The following is a 17,941-nucleotide window of genomic DNA, read 5'->3' on the forward strand; positions in this document are numbered from 1 at the left end:
TATTAATCATTAATTCCTTGATGAGTCGGTTTAACAGGCTTGATATTCCCTTCTTCATCAAAATACATCCTTTCTATACACACCTCTCGGTTGAAGCCCGCTGCATCGCCCATGTGAATTCCTTTAGGATAGTTGAAGCGGTGATACACTATATACCATTCGTCTTTGCCTGGTATCTGCAGGACAGAATTATGTCCTGTTCCATAAATTCCTTGGGCTGAATCTTTCGCGAGGATCAAATTATTGGGTTTAATGTCGATCGGTCCAAAAGGAGATTTGGAGGTACCATATCTTACCCTATAATTCTCGCTCCGCGTATCATCTTCAGACCAAAGGAAATAATAGGTTCCATTTCTATAAATTACATAAATGCCTTCTCTAAAGGTTCCATCCGATGGTGTCATCAGTTTTAGGGTTTCTCTTTTGATAGAAACCATATCCTTATTGAGCTCAGCAACAGCTAAATAGCCATTCCCCCAGTATAAATAGCTCTTTCCAGATTTCGGATCATTAAATACAGCTGGATCGATCTCTTGCCCACCTTTTACTCCTTCAGGTTTAAAATCAATTAATGGTTTTCCAGAATCCTTAAATGGTCCGGTTGGATTATCCGAAGTAGCGACACCAATCTTTTGTGCTGCTGTGAAGTAGTAAAAGTATTTGTATTGTCCTTTTATCTTTTTCTCAGTTATTGTTGGAGCCCAAGCATTCCGATCCGCCCATGAAACATCCTTCTTTAAGTCAAGGATGACTCCTTCATCTTTCCAATCTTTTAAGTTATCAGATGAAAAGGTTTTAAAATAATACCCACCCCAACCATCAAAACCATCACTTGTTGGATAGATATAATACTTTTTGGTCTTGTTGGAATAGAGCACATCTGGATCTGCGTAAAATCCTTTGAGAACCGGATTTACGGCCTTTGGTATTTCAATCCCAGAGGGAACACCCCATTTTGTGGTAAGATTAACCAGCTCATCCCTTGAGATCGGTATAATGGTTCCGTGTCTTGGGTGGAAATCCATAGTGATATTATGATCAATAACTTTAAATTCATCCAAATCACAAGTTTCGCAGAATTGATATTTGCCCTTTCCATATACATCATACATCAGGATGTACTTGTCAGAATGGTTCATCTTAAATATGCTAGACCCCTCTACCGCATCTCGAGTCTGTTGCTTGTATCCCGGTTGTTCAATCCATTTCCCTGAAGTCAAGGAATCTGTGATTGCCAACTTAATTCCATTTCCATGGCCTTCCGTTTTATAGAACATATAGTATAAACCATTCTTATTGATGATGTCACCATCAATACAAGACTTTTTGTTTTTGGGTGTGAACAAAATCTTAGGTTCGTCCTCAAAATCAGTAAAATCGGAATTCACGTAGGCATAATAGATAATATCAGGGCCATTAGCATGTTGCATTGACCAATAAACCATATATTTTCCAACAGAAGAATCGAAAATTGCCTGGGGGGCCCAAACTCTTTTCAGGTCTTCATGGCCCTGAAATCTTTTTTGAATGTTGATAATGGAATGCTTCCAATTAATTAAATCATCAGATTGGAGCAGAACCAACGCTCTATTCGAATCCCAGCCTTTGGAGGATGTCATATCGGTCAGCACCATATAGAACTTACCCTCTTCACCTCTTAAAATATGGGGATCGCGGACACCTCCAGTAGAACTGATCTTGTCGGAATCCAGAATGGGATTATTATTATTTAAAGCCTTGAAATTATACCCATCCGTACTTATCGCATAACATACTGCTTCATCTTGCACAGCATTTCCTTTGAAATATGTAAAAAGATAAGAAACAAAATCTTTTTCATCAGGGCCCGATTTATAGGGTTGGGCCATGCTGCTAGAAAATGCTGCTGTACATAGTAACAGTGTGAGAAAATAATAAATACGGTTAAGTTGCATTTTAAGGTCTTTGTGTTTAGTTATTTATAATTTATTTTAATTTGCTGAGAGTTTTTGTGCCTGTGAGTAACTATATTCACCTGAAGAGTTTGACTTCAGTCCCACTCTTACAAATACCCCATCCAATTTGGCAAGATTTTCTGGGATATCAACGGTATAAGTGTTTGCAGCACCCAATTTGATCTTTGCAGCGTTCAGGTCAGTATTAAACTGATTGTCCACCTGATCCAATATGGCTCTACCACTCATATAAAGGGAACTTGATGGTTAGTCCAATACCATAAGAAATCCATCATTAGGTTTCAATGATATAGTTTTTTGATCTTTCACATCAAACTCTTGTGTTCTAAACTCAGCATTATTATTGCCATCGGTAATGAGTTTTACCTTTCCCTTGGTAGCCAAGCCAGAAAGGTCTACTGTGATCTGCTTTTCTTTGTTTTCACCGTTTATACCAGCCACATACCATTTATTCCCTGATTTCCTTGCAATCACAACTTCTTTTCCCGGGTAACCTTGGATGAATTTGACATCATCCCAATTTACCGGTAAATCGCGTAGGAACTGTTTAATAAATTCTGGTACATGAGTCATTCCTTCTGGAGATTCTGCAAAATGCTGGATGCCCGACAAAAACAAAATAGAAGTCGCCAGCTCAAAGGAAGAAGTAGTTTTTCTCTTTACATTCGAGCTAACTTTATAAAGATTCATGGGGGTATAATCCATAGGATCGAAAACATTCCTAGTAAATGGCAATGTGGCACAAATCTCGGCCTGCCTATCGGCATCGTCCTGAGTAAATGTCACGGTTTCAAAACCACGCACTGCCTCGACCGTCATTAGGTGAGGGTACATTTTTGACCAGCCTCTTGGCAAGGTAGCTCCATGGAAATTCACTAATAGTTTGTGCTCTGCAGCATCGCGAAGGATCTCGTGGTAATAAGCAATGACTGATTTTCCATCACCACCGAAAAAATCAATTTTCACTCCTTTGATTCCCATTTCTTGAAGTTTTGCAAACTCCTTTCTTCGAGCTTCAGAGGTTAATAATTTATTTTTGGGGGTATAGCCCACAGTATTCCAATCTCCAGCAGAGTTATACCACAAAATCAAACCTACATTCTTCCCTTTGGCGTAATCGGCCAATTCCTGAATTTTTTCATAGCCAATATTTCTATCCCAATTCACATCGATCAAACAATATTGCCAATTCATATCAGCAGCAAAATCAATATATTTCTTCTGCTCATCATAAATGATATACTCGTCTTTGCTATTAATCCAGCTCCAGGAAGACTTCCCAGGCTTAATAAAACTTTGGTCTAACTTTATCGTAGGATCTACAAGGTCTAAACCCAATGTGGACTCCACTATAGTGCCCAATGTCCCTACGGCAATTAAACGCCATGGACTGTGGAAATCGCCTTCAACTACTGTTTCCAATTCTTTATTCATAATGGTTTCCTTAATCCCTGCATAGGCAATCTTATACTCTGCATTTTCGGACTTAGGGTCTAACCTGCTGGCAGCATGATTTGGTTCCAAACCAGATTCGGAAATTAGGGCATAAGTATCTCCAACTTTAAAAAGTGCCGGGTATACCCAACCGGTATGTGTAGGTTCAGGGGAACCTACTTTTATTTCCTGATAATAATGTTCCTCATAGGATGGGTTTGTCTGCTCCCAGCCAGATTTTGCAATAGCCATGGGCTGTAACCATGCAATTGCAGTCTTAGGAAACTTAAAGGAACTTCTTTCTGCTTTCAGCAACCTTTTTTCACGATCTATTTGGGGGATTTCGTATCGAAAGGCCAAACCATCATTGGAAACTTGGAAGCGGATATTGAACTTATGTTTTTGTTTATTAACATAACTGATCAACTGCTCATTTGCTTGATATTCATTGAGCCTTCGTTTGGCATTTATGCTCTCATAAGATTTATTAATTGTATTTACTTTGGAATTATTTACAAGTGATAAGCCAGAAGAAAAAGATTCATCGCCTACCATCAATCCCAATTTTGAACTTTCTAAAACTACCTTATTTTCAAATTTAACAGCATAGGAGGGTTCTCCTTTCTCATTCAATTGGATTTCAACTTTAATCCTTCCATCTGGACTTTCTAGTTGTGATTGTGCCTTAGTTTCACTTAAACTAAAAATGGAAAGAAATAAACTCAGGACCCAGAACTTGGTATTTGAAAATAACGATAGCATAATGATTTAATTTTTTAGTTTACCAAAACTTAACGTATAAAGCTCCTACAAGAAGGATAGTAACTACCACCATAACGGTTACAGAAGGCTCTAGCTTGAACATTCTTCTGTCCAGCTCCAAACCTTTAGGATTAATTTTAGGTCCCAATAAACTGATGGAAACCATCACAATCATGGTAAATAGGAAAGCTAGTCCCATACAGATCTGGAAAGGTATTTCATAGTTACCTTGTGCGTTTGGATATGCTGTATATAGGAAGGTTTCATGGCCGAACCATGCTGGTGCATAGTTGTTGAAAACCACAGACAAAACGAATCCAGTAATCAAACCTGCAATAGCCGCCGAACCGGTTGTTCTTTTCCAAAACATTCCCAATAAGAACATGGCGAAAACTCCTGGAGAGATAAAGCCTGTATATTTTTGTATAAAGGTAAATCCACCTGCGCCTCCTATTCCTAAAAGATCATCCCAGGTAAATAATAATGAAACAATGATGGAGACAACAATTGTGATCTTACCTACTTTAATCAATTTCTTTTCTGAGGCATTCTTATCCATGTATTTATTGTAAATATCCATGGTAAAGATGGTCGCAATACTATTAGCCTTTCCAGCCAATGAGGCCACAATTGCCGCTGTAAGAGCTGCCAAGGAAAGACCTTTCATGCCATTAGGAAGGAATCCTAAGATTGCCGAGTAGGCATTGTCAGCATTGAAATTCCCTCCTGGAGCCATCTCTTCTTGTAATGCTCCATTTTTATAGAGTACATAGGCTGCAATCCCAGGAAGCATCACGATGATAGGCATCAGTAATTTCAAGAATCCTGCAAATAAGATACCTGTCCTCGCAGTCTTTAAATCTGCTCCCAAAGCGCGTTGCGTTATATATTGATTACAACCCCAATAATTTAGATTGACAATCCATATTCCCGCAAGGTACATGCCTATACCCGGTAACATGAGGTACTTATTGATTTCCTCTTGCGTGCTCTGTTCTGTAGGTTTATCCACAATCAAGTTAAAATGCTTGGGAGAATCCACCATCAATTGTTTAAAGCCCGCTAAGGCATCCTTTCCTAAGCCAAAATGATCGGACACCAAGGTTAATGCCACATAAGTGGTTGCCAAGCCTCCAATAATTAAAACTACAACTTGGATCACATCCGTGAATCCAATAACTTTCATGCCTCCTAGAGTGATAATTACTGAAAACACCGCAAGTGCAAGCATAATGATATGGAAATTCTCACCACCGCCTAAATTGCTGATCGCTAATGCTCCTAAGTATAAAATGGAGGTCAGATTGACGAATACATAGAGGAATAGCCAGAAGATGGCCATGATAAGGGCTGTTGTTTCATTGTACCGCTGCTTCAAGAACTGGGGCATGGTAAATATTTTATTCTTCAGATAGACCGGAATAAACCATACCGCAACAATAATCAACGCTATGGCAGCAATCCACTCATAGGCAGCAACTGCAATACCTACCGTAAAGCCGTTCCCACTCATGCCGATAAATTGTTCTGCGGAGATATTGGAGGCAATTAAGCTGGCCCCAATAGCCCACCAAGTCAAGGAACCTTCTGCTAAGAAATAATCTTTACTGCTTTCACTTGCTGACTTCTGCCTTCTATAAATCCAATATCCATAACCTGAGACTACGATGAAGTAAATCAAGAATATGACGTAGTCAATTGTAGCGAATTTTTCCATGATTTTAAGGTTTATTTTTGGTTATTGTTGATTATTGAAGTTTGAAAAACGCCTCACTCCATTTTAAGTTATTTTCAAAATCTTTGAGATTGGTTGACTCATCAATTACGATTAATTCTAATCCAGCTATTCTGGAAAAATCTGCCAAGTATTCTGTCGTTAAATTCTGGCTGTAAACAGTATGGTGGGCCCCTCCTGCGTAAATCCAAGCCGTACAGGCTGTCTTCATATCTGGTTCCGGCTGCCATAATACACGAGCTACAGGCAGATTTGGAAGATTTTCTTTGATTTCCACTCCTTTTACTGTATTTACAACCAATCTGAAACGATCGCCCATGTCCACAAGGGCAGCATTCAAGGCTTTTCCGCCTTTGGAATTAAATACTAAACGAGCTGGATCGGATTTGCCTCCAATTCCTAATGGGTGAACCTCCAACCTCGGTTTTTCTGCAGCTAAAGAAGCATCTACTTCCAACATATGTGAACCCAGGACCATTTCATTCTTTGGATCGAAATGGTAAGTATAATCTTCCATGAAAGCATTTGCCCCCTCATAACCCGTTGCCATCACTTTACATGCCCTTACCATTGCAGGAGTTTTCCAGTCACCTTCACCAGCGAAACCATATCCATCCTGCATCAAACGTTGTACAGCCAAACCTGGCAATTGTACCATGCCATGCAAATCTTCAAAAGTATCTGTAAAACCTTTGTAATTTCCTTTTTCTAAAAATGATCGTAATCCAAGTTCAATTCTTGCGGCCTCCACGACTTGTTTTCTGTTTATACCATTTTCCATAACATCCTCAGCAAGAATATAGGACTGCTCATATTCTTTTACAAGATCATTAACTGCACTCTCGGATACCTGATCAATTTCAGCGACCAAATCCCCAATTCCATGTGTATTCACGGAGAATCCGAATTTAATCTCGGCCTCCACTTTATCACCTTCCGTTACGGCAACATATCGCATATTATCTCCAAAACGGACAAATTTAGCTCCTTGCCAATCATGCCATGCTGCAGCCGCCCTGCACCAAACATTGATTTGCGAAATAACCTCTTCATCTTGCCAATGACCTGTAACGACTTTTCTACCAATACGCATTCTAGATACAATGAAACCAAATTCTCTATCGCCATGAGCACTTTGATTAAGGTTCATGAAATCCATATCAATCGCATCCCAAGGGATATCACGATTGTATTGCGTATGTAAATGCAAAAGCGGTTTTTGCAAGGCTTGCAGACCTCGAATCCACATTTTTGCAGGTGAAAATGTATGCATCCAGGTGATGATTCCGATACAATCCTTCTCGGTATTCGCTTCAGAAATTGTAGCGAAGATTTCCTCAGAATTCCTAACAATTGGCTTAAAAACTACTTTAACCGGTATATTTGAATGATCATTAAAGTAGGCTGCTATTTCTTTGGAATGATTTGCGGCTTGTTTTAGGGTTTCTTCTCCGTACAAATCTTGACTTCCAGTTATGAACCAAACTTCTAAATTTTTTAAGGTAGACATGTAATTATTTTTTAGGGTTATTGATGATTTATTGTCCATAGTAAGCATCTTTTCCATGCTTTCTTTCATAATGCTTGTTAATTAATGAATCTTTCATCCGATGCACTTCAGGGTTAATCTGTTCGGTTAAGAAGGCCATCTTTGCTACATACTCCAATACCGCGGCATTGTAAACTGCTTTTTTCCCGTCCTTTCCCCAACAGAATGGCGCATGATTACCCACCAACATCATTTCCACTTCCTTATAATCTAAATGGCAATCCCTGAAATGATCAACAATCTGATATCCAGTTTGATATTCGTAATTCCCCTTTATCATGTCATCGTGCATCGGCGGAGCACATGGAATGTCCTTTGTAAGATGGTCTGCATGGGTTGTTCCATAAATTGGAATGTCTCTATTGCTTTGCGCCCATGCGGTTCCATAGGTGGAATGCGTGTGAACAATTGACCCAATGCCTTCCCATTCTTTATAAAGAACTGCATGGGTTTTGGTATCTGAAGATGGTCGAAGATCGCCTTCAATTATGTTTGAATCAAAGTCGACTATGACCATATCTGAAGGTTTTAGGTCTTCGTATGGCACACCGCTTGGCTTGATAGCAAAGACTTTATTTTCCCTATCTACGACACTAACATTACCAAATGTAAATAGAACCAAGCCCAGTTTGGGTAATTCCATGTTTGCATCGTATGCTTCCTGTTTAATTCTGTTATACATGGTATAGGTTATTTTCTAGTAAATCAGATAGTTGGCTATATTTTTTATATCGTTCTGCATAGATAGGAGCAAAATCAGGATTAGGTTGGTATTCCACATCAAATCCTTGTCCCATTTTCTCCATCGCTTCTTCTACGGTTTGATAGATGCCTCCTACCACTGCGGCAAACATGGCAGCTCCTAATGCACAAGTTTGTTCAGATTTATGAACTTTAATTGGCATGTTGATGATATCGGCCATCATTTGCATAACGAATGGAGATTTCTTCGCTACTCCACCCAAAGCGATTATTCCTTTCACTGGAATTTGCTGATCAACAAAGCATTCCACAATTTTCTTTGCTCCAAAACAGGTGGATTCTACCACTGCACGAAACAATAAAATCACATCAGTGGATAGATTCAAATCAAAGAATGCAGATTTCAGATTTTGATTGGCGTAAGGAGTTCTTCTGCCGTTTAACCAGTCAATTGCCAAAGGTTGGGAAAGGGCTGGCGTAATCAAACTCGCCTTTTCGCTAAGCATTGGGATAATCTTCTTTTCCGCAAGCTTCACTTGTTCATTGTCTTTTCCAAAAATTTCTATCAATGGCCACATCAATAGATCTTTGAACCAAGCATAAGCATCTCCAAAAGCAGATTGCCCTGCTTCTAAGCCTGTCATTTTTGGAATGACCGAACCATTCACTTGCCCGCATATCCCTTCAACAGTAAAATCAAGTTCACCAGGTACTACCAAGATATCACAGGTCGATGTCCCCATTACCTTACTCAAGAAATAAGGTTCAATTTCACCTCCTACGGCTCCCATATGACAATCAAAAGCACCAGCCCCAACTTTTACTTGCGTGCTAAGCCCTAATTTTTCAGCCCATTCCTCTGATAAAGTACCAACAGATTCAGATGAACAAACTGTTTCAGCTCCTAACTTCTCGACATGTCCTTTCAATATGGGATCCAATTCCTCAAAAAACTCATTCGGGGGATAACCCTGATATTCTTCTGCCCAAAGCCCTTTGTGCCCTGCGGCACAGACCCCTCTCTTGATCTCATCAGCAGAATTCCCTCCAGTCAAAAGGAATGGAACCCAATCACAATGCTCGATCCAAGTATAGGCATGGCTTCTAACAACCTCATCTACACGAGAAATATGCAATATTTTAGACCAGAACCATTCTGAAGAATATACCCCTCCAACATATTTCAAGTAGTTATTTTCATACTTTTCTGCATGGTTGTTTATCTCTTTTGCCTCGGCCACAGCGGTGTGGTCCTTCCAAAGGATAAACATCGCATTAGGGTTTTCAGCGAATTCTGGTAATAAAGAAAGCGGAACGCCATCCTTATTGACTGCAATTGGAGTGGACCCAGTTGTATCTACAGAAATAGCGACTACTTCCGAAGCAACTTCAGGACCTGCCTTTTCTAGGCATCTCTTAATGGTTGAGCTGATCCCTTCGATATAATCTAAGGGATGTTGCCTAAATTGATTCTTTCCAGGATTATTGTTAAGCCCTTTGGCCCACCTTGGATAGTAAAACACATCGGAAGAGACTTCCTCTCCACTATTAGCATTAACCAAAATAGAGCGGACGGAATCTGTACCGAAATCTATCCCTATGACATAATTTCCTCGCATTTTGAATTTCTGTTGTTGGTAAATTAGATAGTTTATAATCGATCAAACCAGATGGTTGATTCATGAAATTTTCACATTTCGTAATGCAATATATGTAAAAATTTTAATTAACGTCATTTTAACACTTAATTATTCAAAATATTTTATTGCTAATGAGATTTTGTAAATTCTTAATAATTGATTTAACTAAATGGGATAAAATATCACGTGATAAGTGTAGACCATACACTACAATTAAAACTTAATAGCTAAAATCAACTTAAGAGAAAGTTCAATAGCATTAAATTTGTACACTATACAATAGTCACCCAACTATTTGTTAGTGATAATAGAATACACACAGCTATTAAAACAATTAAAATGAAAAAGGAATATAAGCAACCTAAGGTTGAGGTTACTTTAATATATACCGAAGAAGGAATTGCAGCAGGTTCGGCTAGAGTTGACCCTCGGAATCAAAATGGTTTCATGGAAGAACAATGGATTCAAGAAGATGACGACAATAGAAATATCGATTGGTAAATTCTCTTGAGGAAAATTTTGAAATTGCATCAATAAAAAAGCGACAATGACCTGTCGCTTTTTTATTTTTCCAGATTTAGCTAACCCACTGTTATTTTTTCCAAGTTATTGACTTTACCTGCCTTCTTATCGATAATTTTTTGATAATTGTGCAAGCGACCTCCAAGACTAAAAACAAAAATTTTAGGTATAATTCTCATCAACAAAAAGTATAACATCGAACAAATAGCCATACAGATAATTGGAATTGATACATAAACTAAAAATCTAACCCAAAGCAACTCATAGCTTGGCAAATTAAAAAAGAATCCTTTTAACCAATTTATTATATATATTTCATGAATAACATAAATAAAAAAAGACAAGGAACTAAAACCTGTCAATTTATTCATCATTACATATCTATTATTTAAAAACGAAAAGAGATTAAAAATTGAAATAACACCAAATAAAATAAATATTCTTACATAAAATTCATGATTTTCATTTCCATTATTTTTTAAAGCAAGGAATAAAAACACCAGCATCAATAAAAATGAAATCAGCTTAATCTTTTCAAATAACTTCAATAAATCTTGCTTTTCTAAAGAGAAATAAGCTCCCAGACTAAAAAAGAATATTGCGATCATGCTAAAACCAATGACTGGAGGTTCAATGACAAATACATAAAGAGCTCCTAGTAGAATTACTCCAAAGAGCTTAAAATATCTGATAAAATATAATATTATTGGTGAGATCAGAACCATGCAAATTAAATCCCTGATAAACCACAAAGGAAAATTCACTGGACCCTCCCATAATATCTTATATAGATTAGAACTCATAATTCCAGGGTAGATTTCATCATATTGCAATCCCATAAAAACGAATATCTTATTCTTAGAAAGAATTGCAATCACCGTAATGATGTTCCAAATCAGGTAGGGAATAACTAAAGTTTTTAATCTGCTCTTGTATTGCCTTTTCAAAAAGGATTTTAAATCTCCTGAATAATGAGTAAAAAAATAATAACCAGATATTAAGAAATAACATCTCACAGACAATTTTGCAACATGATGCGAGAATAATTCAGATATCAATGTATAAATATTATTACCACTGAGACCAAAACTTACTTCTGGAAGAGTAAAAGGGACTAAATGAGCAATAACCACCATAAAAATCAAGGGCAATCTCATTGTGTCGATTATTTTCGACAGCTTATTATTTAGCATTGTTAAACCTGATTCACGTTTTTTATTAATCCTCATAGGTGAGACCTAAGAGAAAATTATTCATAAGGAGCTGTTAGACACACAAGTCAGACATGTCTGTTTATTTTTTTTATAACAAACAATAGTCATTACCAAAGTATGAATTATTTTTAATTATTTAGTTATTATTAACTTATTAAGGTAAAAAAAGTACCAATAAATAAAATATTTATGAAAACATCCTTAAACAGGAAAGATGAGATAAGACCTAACTTATCGTTGAAAATTATCCAGCCTTAAAGATTTTTGGGGATTTAGTCGATTCAATGCGGTGATAATTTGGAACCCTGCCTCCTAATAAGAAAACAAAGACCTTAGGCATAACTTTCATCATAATAAAATAAATTACAACACACACTGCAACACATAATATTGGAATAATAAAGTAAGCAATAAACCTTTCCCAACCATCGACAAATAAATGGTGATTGAAGAAAAATCCCTTCAACCAGGCTATAATATAAATCTCATGGGCTACATAAATAAAAAAGGATAGGGAACTGAAGCCAGTTAACCTATTCATCCCCTTAAAATTACCATTGAGAAATGAAAATAAATTAAACGTTGAAATTACTCCTGTCAAAATAAATACTCTCAAAAAATATTCATGATAATCTGTACCATTGGTTTTCAAGGATAAAATAAGAAATAACAAAGTAACCACATAGGCAGTGATTTTGATTTTCGAAAACAGCTGTAGCATATCTCTCTTTTCTAAAGAAAAATAGGCTCCTAAGCTAAAGAAAAATATAGCCGTCATACTTAATCCAGGTATTGGAATCTCAATGAGAGCCAGATATAGAATAGCTAGGGTAATAATACCAAAGCCTTTGAAATACTTAATATAAAATACAATCAAAGGGGAAATAAGGACCATACAAATTAGGTCTCGGAGATACCACAAAGGAAAATTAATGGGCACTTCCCAAATATTATGATACCAACCCGAGTTCATTAATACTCCAAAATCCTCATCGATAGGTTTTCCCAGCTTCACAAAAACCATATTCTTTGAAAAAATCACAATTGAAGTAATTATTATCCAAATGAAGTAAGGACTGACGATTGTTCTAAACCTACTTTTTAACTGCTTTTTATAAAAAGGAATCAGCTCTCCAGAATAATTCTTAAAAAAATAAAAACCTGAAACCAAGAAGTAACACCTGACAGAAAACTTCGCAATATGGTGGGAAAACATCTCCGAAACCAAGACATAAGTGTCATTGGGAGAAATATTGAACTTAATGACTGGTTGGGTAAATGGCGCCAAATGAGCAATTATCACCAAGAAAATCAAGGGCATTCTCATCGTGTCGATAACCTTCGACAGCTTTTCACTATTCATAATTGAATAATTAACAAGGTACAATAAGGGAAATATTTTTTTTAATAGTTAATTCTGGCATTTCAATAAGCGTGCATAACGGCACAAGCCTTTTGCAAGACATTATTTCTTTCCAAAAATCAAGCAATATTACACATAATAGAATTCGTGTAATAAACCTTTACCAAAAAAACATAGCGATTTTTTTTCGCTCCTTAAAACCCTAGCTTCGACAACAATCCTGGCTTTTTCCAAGTCTGCTTAAAATGTTCAGCAATTGCATTATGATCATCGTAGGACAAGATATAATCCAAAATTTTATGAGCGTCCTTTAAGTATCCTTTTTGGTAATTCACATGAGCTTTGGCCAATAAAATTTCTTCTGATAAGTTATCATAAGCCCATTCCTCAACCTTATAGATTTCAAGAAATCTATCCACCAATCCATTCACTTGACTCAGGTCATTCTGCTTATCATATAATTTGATTCCATAACTAAGCCACAGCACATATTCATTACACTCTAACGTTGCTAAGCAAAACTCATCATAATCACTGAACATGGCTGCCCCTTCCCTATATTGACTCAAAAGATAATGGCTTTTTACAATCAAATAGATAGTTTTTGCTTTATCAAAATCATTCAATAAAAAAGACGCTTTATTTTCTAGATAAAGTCTTGCAGATTTATTCACTTGGTCATAATCTTCTAGCTCGTTAAACGCCTGCATTAAGTTATATTGTGGATTGGCTTCGTCTGGATACTTTTCAGCAATAATTGAATAATAATTTATTCTTTCTGGAGCTGTATTATTTTCTAACTCATGGTATAAGATAGATTCAACTGTATTTTTAGCTGCCTCAAAGTCTCTGAAGTCAAAATCAGATATATCAGGGTTCTCATTATAATGTTCGTAAATCTCAAAGAGCAACTCCTCCGCATCCCACTTGATATCAGAGGACAGTTCTAATTTTTGATTTACAATCACCAAATCTGCTTTATGCTGCAAATGCCTATAGAATGAAGCACTTTTTTCATCATAAATGCTAAAATAAGCCTCTAAGGCTTTATGGGTTTTTTGAAAATCTTCTTGTTTTAAAAGTGCATCTATCAAGGTATGGTGCAGTTCAGGAAACTCCGAATGTTTCATCCCTTCTTCAATCGCTAAAACAGCGGCTTGGTAATTCCCTAATACGGTATAAACGATCGCTAGATTATTACAACACATCGCCCAGCAATGCTCATCACCATAAAAGTCACTTTCATAAGCGAAATCTTCAAAATACTTTCTAAACGCATCAAAGGATTGTTGATAAAGCTTAACATCTAGTGTCCTCAAAGCCTCTTTTATGGCATCTTCAGCCATGTTTTTCAGGAAGTCATCCAAATTAACCCCTTCGTTGTAGATGTCTCTAGGCAAACTTGAAAACACGGGAACCTCTTGCTCAACCAATCCGGTGGACAACAATTGAGATTCAACCATTCTGCGCCAAGTAGTCACATCAAGATGGATACTTACCCCTTTTTTCAAAACAGAATAGGCTTCATCAAAATTGCCCATTTCATATAAATAGGTACCCACGAAATGATTTGCCGCAAAATTATTGGGATATTTCCCTAAGATTTCCAATCCATGTTGATAGTAATAATCTTCAGGAACTTCTAATGCTTCAAAATAATTCCTTTCAATAATCAATTGATAATAGAATACTTCGGGATTGGTATAACCAAGTTCGATCTGCTCTTTAAATCTTTGGTGCCACTTCAAAAAACCCTCCAGCACCTCCGGTTCATGATTATCTCCTTTTATCAACTTTAATAGTACTTTTAAAGCCACATCTAATGCATTAGCTTCAAAAGCTATCTCAGCCAAATCTAAATATTCGATATCCTGAGGACTTACAAAATGAAAAATCCCCTTATCGATTTGTTCTGCTATTGCCGATTTTTCGGTTACACCATCTCGATCAAGAAAATAAATCTTCTTAATCCAGCAAATCGATATATTCCGGTCTTTCAATTCCCTATTCTCTGCAAATTCAATTTCAAAAAAAGATATAGCTTCATTTAGAGCCTTCAAAAGAGCTTCATCCTCTTTCAAGATCTCATAAATCTTGATTTCGAATTCCAATCCAAAAACTTTGTTTAATGGATCTTGCTTAAGCCTTTCTGCATATTCAAGCAGCTCAGGCTTGTTTTTCTGTGTTAAATCAATATTTGGCCTAGCGATTTGCTCTAAAACATACTGATTTCCTAATTGATAATTTAACAGATTATATAGCACCCTTGGATTATTGGGTTCATAATTTAACACACGCTTCAAGTATGGAATTACATGCTTATGAATTACTCTATATGCTTCATCTGGACCTTCTTCTAAAGCTCTATCATGATGTGCAATCGACATCAGGAAAAGAACATCCGTATCCTTGGGATTATCCAATAAATATTCCTCCCCCTCGCTGATACACAAATCCAATTCCCCAGCATAAAATAACTGCTCTAATTCTTCGTAACTCATCTATTTGCCTTTAATGCTAACAATATGTTAAGCTTTGATCAACACTAATTCCTATAGCAAAATACGAAAGTTAAACTTCATTTATAATAGCTATTTTCTGAGTTTTTAAAGGTTAACATTTTCATAATATAGCTTTTTTTCAACTAACTGGAATCCAATTCAATAAAAACGAGCATTAAAATGACCTATATTAAAGTAGAATTCTCTTATCTTTAATTCAAACACTAATTCGAAAATCCAACATGAAAATCAGGGAAGAAATAATCAAAAACTACATTGACGGTTATAACAGTTTCAATACCGAGATGATGGCTAGGGATCTGGACGAGCAGCTTCTTTTCGAAAACATCTCAAATGGCAATGTAACTGATTCTCTTCTGGGGAAGCAAGAATTTATTAATCAGGCGGAACAAGCCAAATCCATTTTTTCGGAACGCCATCAAAAGATCACTTCCATTGAACATTTCGAAAATCATAGCGAAATCAATATTGATTATACGGCCAAACTATCTAAAGATCTTTCGCCAGAATTGAATATTGGAGACAGCATTAGCCTAAAGGGAAAATCTATCTTCGAATTCAGTCCAGAAAATAAAATTATTGTATTAAAAGATATCAGTTAAAAACTGAACGTTATCATGGAAAATAACGTTCAGTTTTTTTATTTTTTCAGATTAAAATGCGTCTACTACGGCATTCATGAAATCTAACTCCTCTTGGGTCAGGTTAAATTCCATTGCTTTAGCATTTTGAACAGATTGATGAGCATTTCTTGCCCCAGCCAATGCAATCGTTATACCAGGTCTCTCCACTGTCCATCTAAGCACCAATTGCGCTAAAGTAACCCCTTTATCATCTGCGAGAGGTTTGATTCGCTCCAATAGGATATCTGTTTTCTCAATGAAATCAGGTTGAAAATGCGGATGCTTAGCTCTATGGTCACCTTCTTGGAATTGATGACCTACATGGATCTTTCCGGTCAAAAGACCTCTTTCCAAAGGGCTATAAGCTAGCACGGCCTTATTATGTTTGATACAGTATGGAATAGTTTCTTCCTCGACTGCTCTGTTCACCATACTAAAAGGGATCTGGTTCGACACCAGTGGTAATGTCTTCTCTGCTTCAGCCATTAACTGTGCATTATAGTTACACACACCTGCATATCTAATTTTTCCTTGTTCAATCAATTGGGCAACCGCTTCAAAGGTTTCATCCAGTGGGGTCGTAGAATCGGGCCAATGGATCTGATATAGATCAATATAATCCGTTCCAAGTCTTTTTAAACTCTGCTCACATTCATAAATTATACTGTCCTTACCAGCAAATTTATAGATTTCAATGTCCTCACCATTGTTCATTTTGCTATGAAAAGCAAAATCACCTTCGGCAAGATCCCAACGCATCCCAAACTTGGTCAAAATTTGAGTTTTATCCCTAGGGATATCCTTCAATGCTTCCCCAACAATTTCTTCACTTGTACCTTGTCCATAAATAGGAGCAGTATCAATAGTAGTCACACCAACTTCGTAAGCAGCGACAATAGCTTCAATAGCATCTTTTCGATCTGTCGATCCCCACATCCATCCTCCTGCTGCCCATGCACCAAAAGTTATCACTGAAGCATTGATTTCGCTGTCTCCTATATACCTGTATTCCATAATATTTAAAATTTATTGTTTATGTTATAAAACGACATTGCATTACCTATCCTACTAAACAACAGCTCATTAATAAAAAATGTTTAGTATTATTCTTCTTTATTCCCGTTGTAGATTTCATTCAACATAGCATATAACTCTGGATGATCGGATTCCAACATTTTCGGTTTCTGAAAAAAATATTCCGATACAACAGCCAAGAATTCTGCAGGATTAGTTGCGGCATAATCCCGAATATCCGACTTATCTCTCCTGATTGCTGAAATGGTCGCTTGCATTTCCTCCAACCAAGGATGAATCAAACTTTTAGGAATCAAATATTCTGGAATCCCATCAACCTCTCCATCCGCTTTATCGATCAGGTGGACAAATTCATGGATGGCAGTATTACTTTCACCGTTTTGATTGAAGCCGGCCATCAAAGCAGAGAGCGATAAGATCATCTTCCTGTGCATGGCACCATCTCCGACCATCCCAAGAATATTCCTTTTTTCATCCTCAATATCATATTTTTCACTGAAGGTGCCCGGATATACAAGCACTTCATCCAAATTTTCATAAGACCAGTTTTCAAAATGAAAGAGTGGAATAGTTGCACTCGCAGCGATCAAAATCCTGTGCTCATCATTGATAACAGCTCCTTTTTCAGGAGATATCTTTGTCGTAGCCAAAAAATAAGATACCCTTTTAATAAACTTATCCTGTTCGTTATGATTCAATTGCTTGAAAAAATTAACCTTTTCACTAAGCACATCTCGAATTTCAACATCATCTGGAATCACCTTATTGACCACCTTTTTATTGCCCACTTTCCGCCAGATATAAATCCCTAGCCCGATACCTATTGCAAAGACGATTATGAGAGCGATGATATTATAAGTTTCCATACATATTAAATTGAGATAG

The 17,941-nt window shown here is 36.8% G+C and carries 14 protein-coding genes; 2 read left to right on the top strand and 12 right to left on the bottom strand.

All coding sequences use genetic code 11. The annotated features are described in order from the left end of the window. Window positions 1-2: 2 nt before the first annotated feature. The 7 genes from CKW03_RS17930 to CKW03_RS17960 are packed head-to-tail and all read right to left on the bottom strand — an operon-like array spanning window position 3 to window position 9,756. Window positions 3-1,934 (bottom strand): glycoside hydrolase family 43 protein, encoded by a 1,932-nt coding sequence (locus CKW03_RS17930; RefSeq protein WP_093099199.1) that lies wholly within the window; start codon window positions 1,932-1,934, stop codon window positions 3-5. Window positions 1,935-1,970: 36 nt separating this feature from the next. Then, entirely contained in the window at window positions 1,971-2,183 is a 213-nt protein-coding gene (locus CKW03_RS17935; RefSeq protein ID WP_093099201.1) for a DUF3823 domain-containing protein, read from the bottom strand. Between the two features lie 18 nt (window positions 2,184-2,201). Beyond that, a complete protein-coding gene (locus tag CKW03_RS17940) occupies window positions 2,202-4,151 on the bottom strand; it encodes a glycoside hydrolase family 97 protein (RefSeq protein ID WP_093099203.1) in 1,950 nt (649 codons plus the stop codon). A gap of 19 nt (window positions 4,152-4,170) precedes the next feature. After that, on the bottom strand, window positions 4,171-5,868 hold the full coding sequence (locus CKW03_RS17945) for a sodium:solute symporter family transporter (protein ID WP_093099205.1): 1,698 nt from the start codon (window positions 5,866-5,868) through the stop codon (window positions 4,171-4,173). A 31-nt stretch (window positions 5,869-5,899) separates the two neighbouring features. Continuing rightward, window positions 5,900-7,396: an L-arabinose isomerase gene (gene araA / locus CKW03_RS17950; protein WP_093099679.1), complete on the bottom strand. Its 1,497-nt coding sequence runs from the start codon at window positions 7,394-7,396 to the stop codon at window positions 5,900-5,902. Window positions 7,397-7,424: 28 nt separating this feature from the next. Next, the gene (locus CKW03_RS17955; protein WP_093099207.1) at window positions 7,425-8,117 is read right to left on the bottom strand and encodes an L-ribulose-5-phosphate 4-epimerase; all 693 of its coding nucleotides are present in this window, start codon (window positions 8,115-8,117) and stop codon (window positions 7,425-7,427) included. Further along, the gene (locus CKW03_RS17960) at window positions 8,110-9,756 is read right to left on the bottom strand and encodes a ribulokinase (protein WP_093099209.1); all 1,647 of its coding nucleotides are present in this window, start codon (window positions 9,754-9,756) and stop codon (window positions 8,110-8,112) included. The genes CKW03_RS17955 and CKW03_RS17960 overlap by 8 nt, the downstream gene beginning before the upstream one ends. 360 nt (window positions 9,757-10,116) lie before the next feature. Between CKW03_RS17960 and CKW03_RS20605 the strand changes: the two genes are divergently transcribed. Continuing rightward, a complete protein-coding gene (locus tag CKW03_RS20605) occupies window positions 10,117-10,278 on the top strand; it encodes a hypothetical protein (protein ID WP_169919020.1) in 162 nt (53 codons plus the stop codon). A gap of 80 nt (window positions 10,279-10,358) precedes the next feature. On the opposite strand, the gene CKW03_RS17965 is transcribed toward CKW03_RS20605, so the two are convergent. The 3 genes from CKW03_RS17965 to CKW03_RS17975 form a co-directional block, all read right to left on the bottom strand. Further along, window positions 10,359-11,456: an acyltransferase family protein gene (locus tag CKW03_RS17965; RefSeq protein ID WP_186811866.1), complete on the bottom strand. Its 1,098-nt coding sequence runs from the start codon at window positions 11,454-11,456 to the stop codon at window positions 10,359-10,361. Window positions 11,457-11,757: 301 nt separating this feature from the next. Further along, complete coding sequence (locus CKW03_RS17970; RefSeq protein ID WP_093099213.1) at window positions 11,758-12,876, bottom strand: acyltransferase family protein; 1,119 nt, start codon at window positions 12,874-12,876, stop codon at window positions 11,758-11,760. 194 nt (window positions 12,877-13,070) lie between these two features. Then, the gene (locus CKW03_RS17975; protein WP_093099215.1) at window positions 13,071-15,377 is read right to left on the bottom strand and encodes a hypothetical protein; all 2,307 of its coding nucleotides are present in this window, start codon (window positions 15,375-15,377) and stop codon (window positions 13,071-13,073) included. Between the two features lie 242 nt (window positions 15,378-15,619). On the opposite strand from CKW03_RS17975, the gene CKW03_RS17980 reads away from it, so the two are divergent. Next, window positions 15,620-16,000 carry a hypothetical protein gene (locus CKW03_RS17980; protein WP_093099217.1) on the top strand — a complete coding sequence of 127 codons (381 nt, stop codon included), beginning with the start codon at window positions 15,620-15,622 and terminating at the stop codon, window positions 15,998-16,000. Between the two features lie 51 nt (window positions 16,001-16,051). Here CKW03_RS17980 and CKW03_RS17985 read toward each other — a convergent pair whose 3' ends face one another. Together CKW03_RS17985 and CKW03_RS17990 are read right to left on the bottom strand one after the other, a co-directional pair. Then, complete coding sequence (locus tag CKW03_RS17985) at window positions 16,052-17,035, bottom strand: aldo/keto reductase (protein ID WP_093099219.1); 984 nt, start codon at window positions 17,033-17,035, stop codon at window positions 16,052-16,054. An 89-nt stretch (window positions 17,036-17,124) separates the two neighbouring features. Beyond that, on the bottom strand, window positions 17,125-17,922 hold the full coding sequence (locus tag CKW03_RS17990; protein ID WP_093099221.1) for a M90 family metallopeptidase: 798 nt from the start codon (window positions 17,920-17,922) through the stop codon (window positions 17,125-17,127). Between the last annotated feature and the right edge of the window lie 19 nt (window positions 17,923-17,941).

The sequence above is a fragment of the Sphingobacterium mizutaii genome, assembly GCF_900187125.1.
Lineage (GTDB): Bacteria > Bacteroidota > Bacteroidia > Sphingobacteriales > Sphingobacteriaceae > Sphingobacterium > Sphingobacterium mizutaii.

Bases quoted from the DNA above. Each gene is read 5' to 3' on its own strand.
- CKW03_RS20605 (WP_169919020.1), top strand. From the start codon at position 10,117: ATGAAAAAGGAATATAAGCAACCTAAGGTTGAGGTTACTTTAATATAT.
- CKW03_RS17980 (WP_093099217.1), top strand. From the start codon at position 15,620: ATGAAAATCAGGGAAGAAATAATCAAAAACTACATTGACGGTTATAAC.
- CKW03_RS17985 (WP_093099219.1), bottom strand. From the start codon at position 17,035: ATGGAATACAGGTATATAGGAGACAGCGAAATCAATGCTTCAGTGATA.
- araA (WP_093099679.1), bottom strand. From the start codon at position 7,396: ATGTCTACCTTAAAAAATTTAGAAGTTTGGTTCATAACTGGAAGTCAA.
- CKW03_RS17945 (WP_093099205.1), bottom strand. From the start codon at position 5,868: ATGGAAAAATTCGCTACAATTGACTACGTCATATTCTTGATTTACTTC.
- CKW03_RS17960 (WP_093099209.1), bottom strand. From the start codon at position 9,756: ATGCGAGGAAATTATGTCATAGGGATAGATTTCGGTACAGATTCCGTC.
- CKW03_RS17965 (WP_186811866.1), bottom strand. From the start codon at position 11,456: ATGAGATTGCCCTTGATTTTTATGGTGGTTATTGCTCATTTAGTCCCT.
- CKW03_RS17990 (WP_093099221.1), bottom strand. From the start codon at position 17,922: ATGGAAACTTATAATATCATCGCTCTCATAATCGTCTTTGCAATAGGT.
- CKW03_RS17975 (WP_093099215.1), bottom strand. From the start codon at position 15,377: ATGAGTTACGAAGAATTAGAGCAGTTATTTTATGCTGGGGAATTGGAT.
- CKW03_RS17935 (WP_093099201.1), bottom strand. From the start codon at position 2,183: ATGAGTGGTAGAGCCATATTGGATCAGGTGGACAATCAGTTTAATACT.
- CKW03_RS17970 (WP_093099213.1), bottom strand. From the start codon at position 12,876: ATGAATAGTGAAAAGCTGTCGAAGGTTATCGACACGATGAGAATGCCC.
- CKW03_RS17930 (WP_093099199.1), bottom strand. From the start codon at position 1,934: ATGCAACTTAACCGTATTTATTATTTTCTCACACTGTTACTATGTACA.
- CKW03_RS17955 (WP_093099207.1), bottom strand. From the start codon at position 8,117: ATGTATAACAGAATTAAACAGGAAGCATACGATGCAAACATGGAATTA.
- CKW03_RS17940 (WP_093099203.1), bottom strand. From the start codon at position 4,151: ATGCTATCGTTATTTTCAAATACCAAGTTCTGGGTCCTGAGTTTATTT.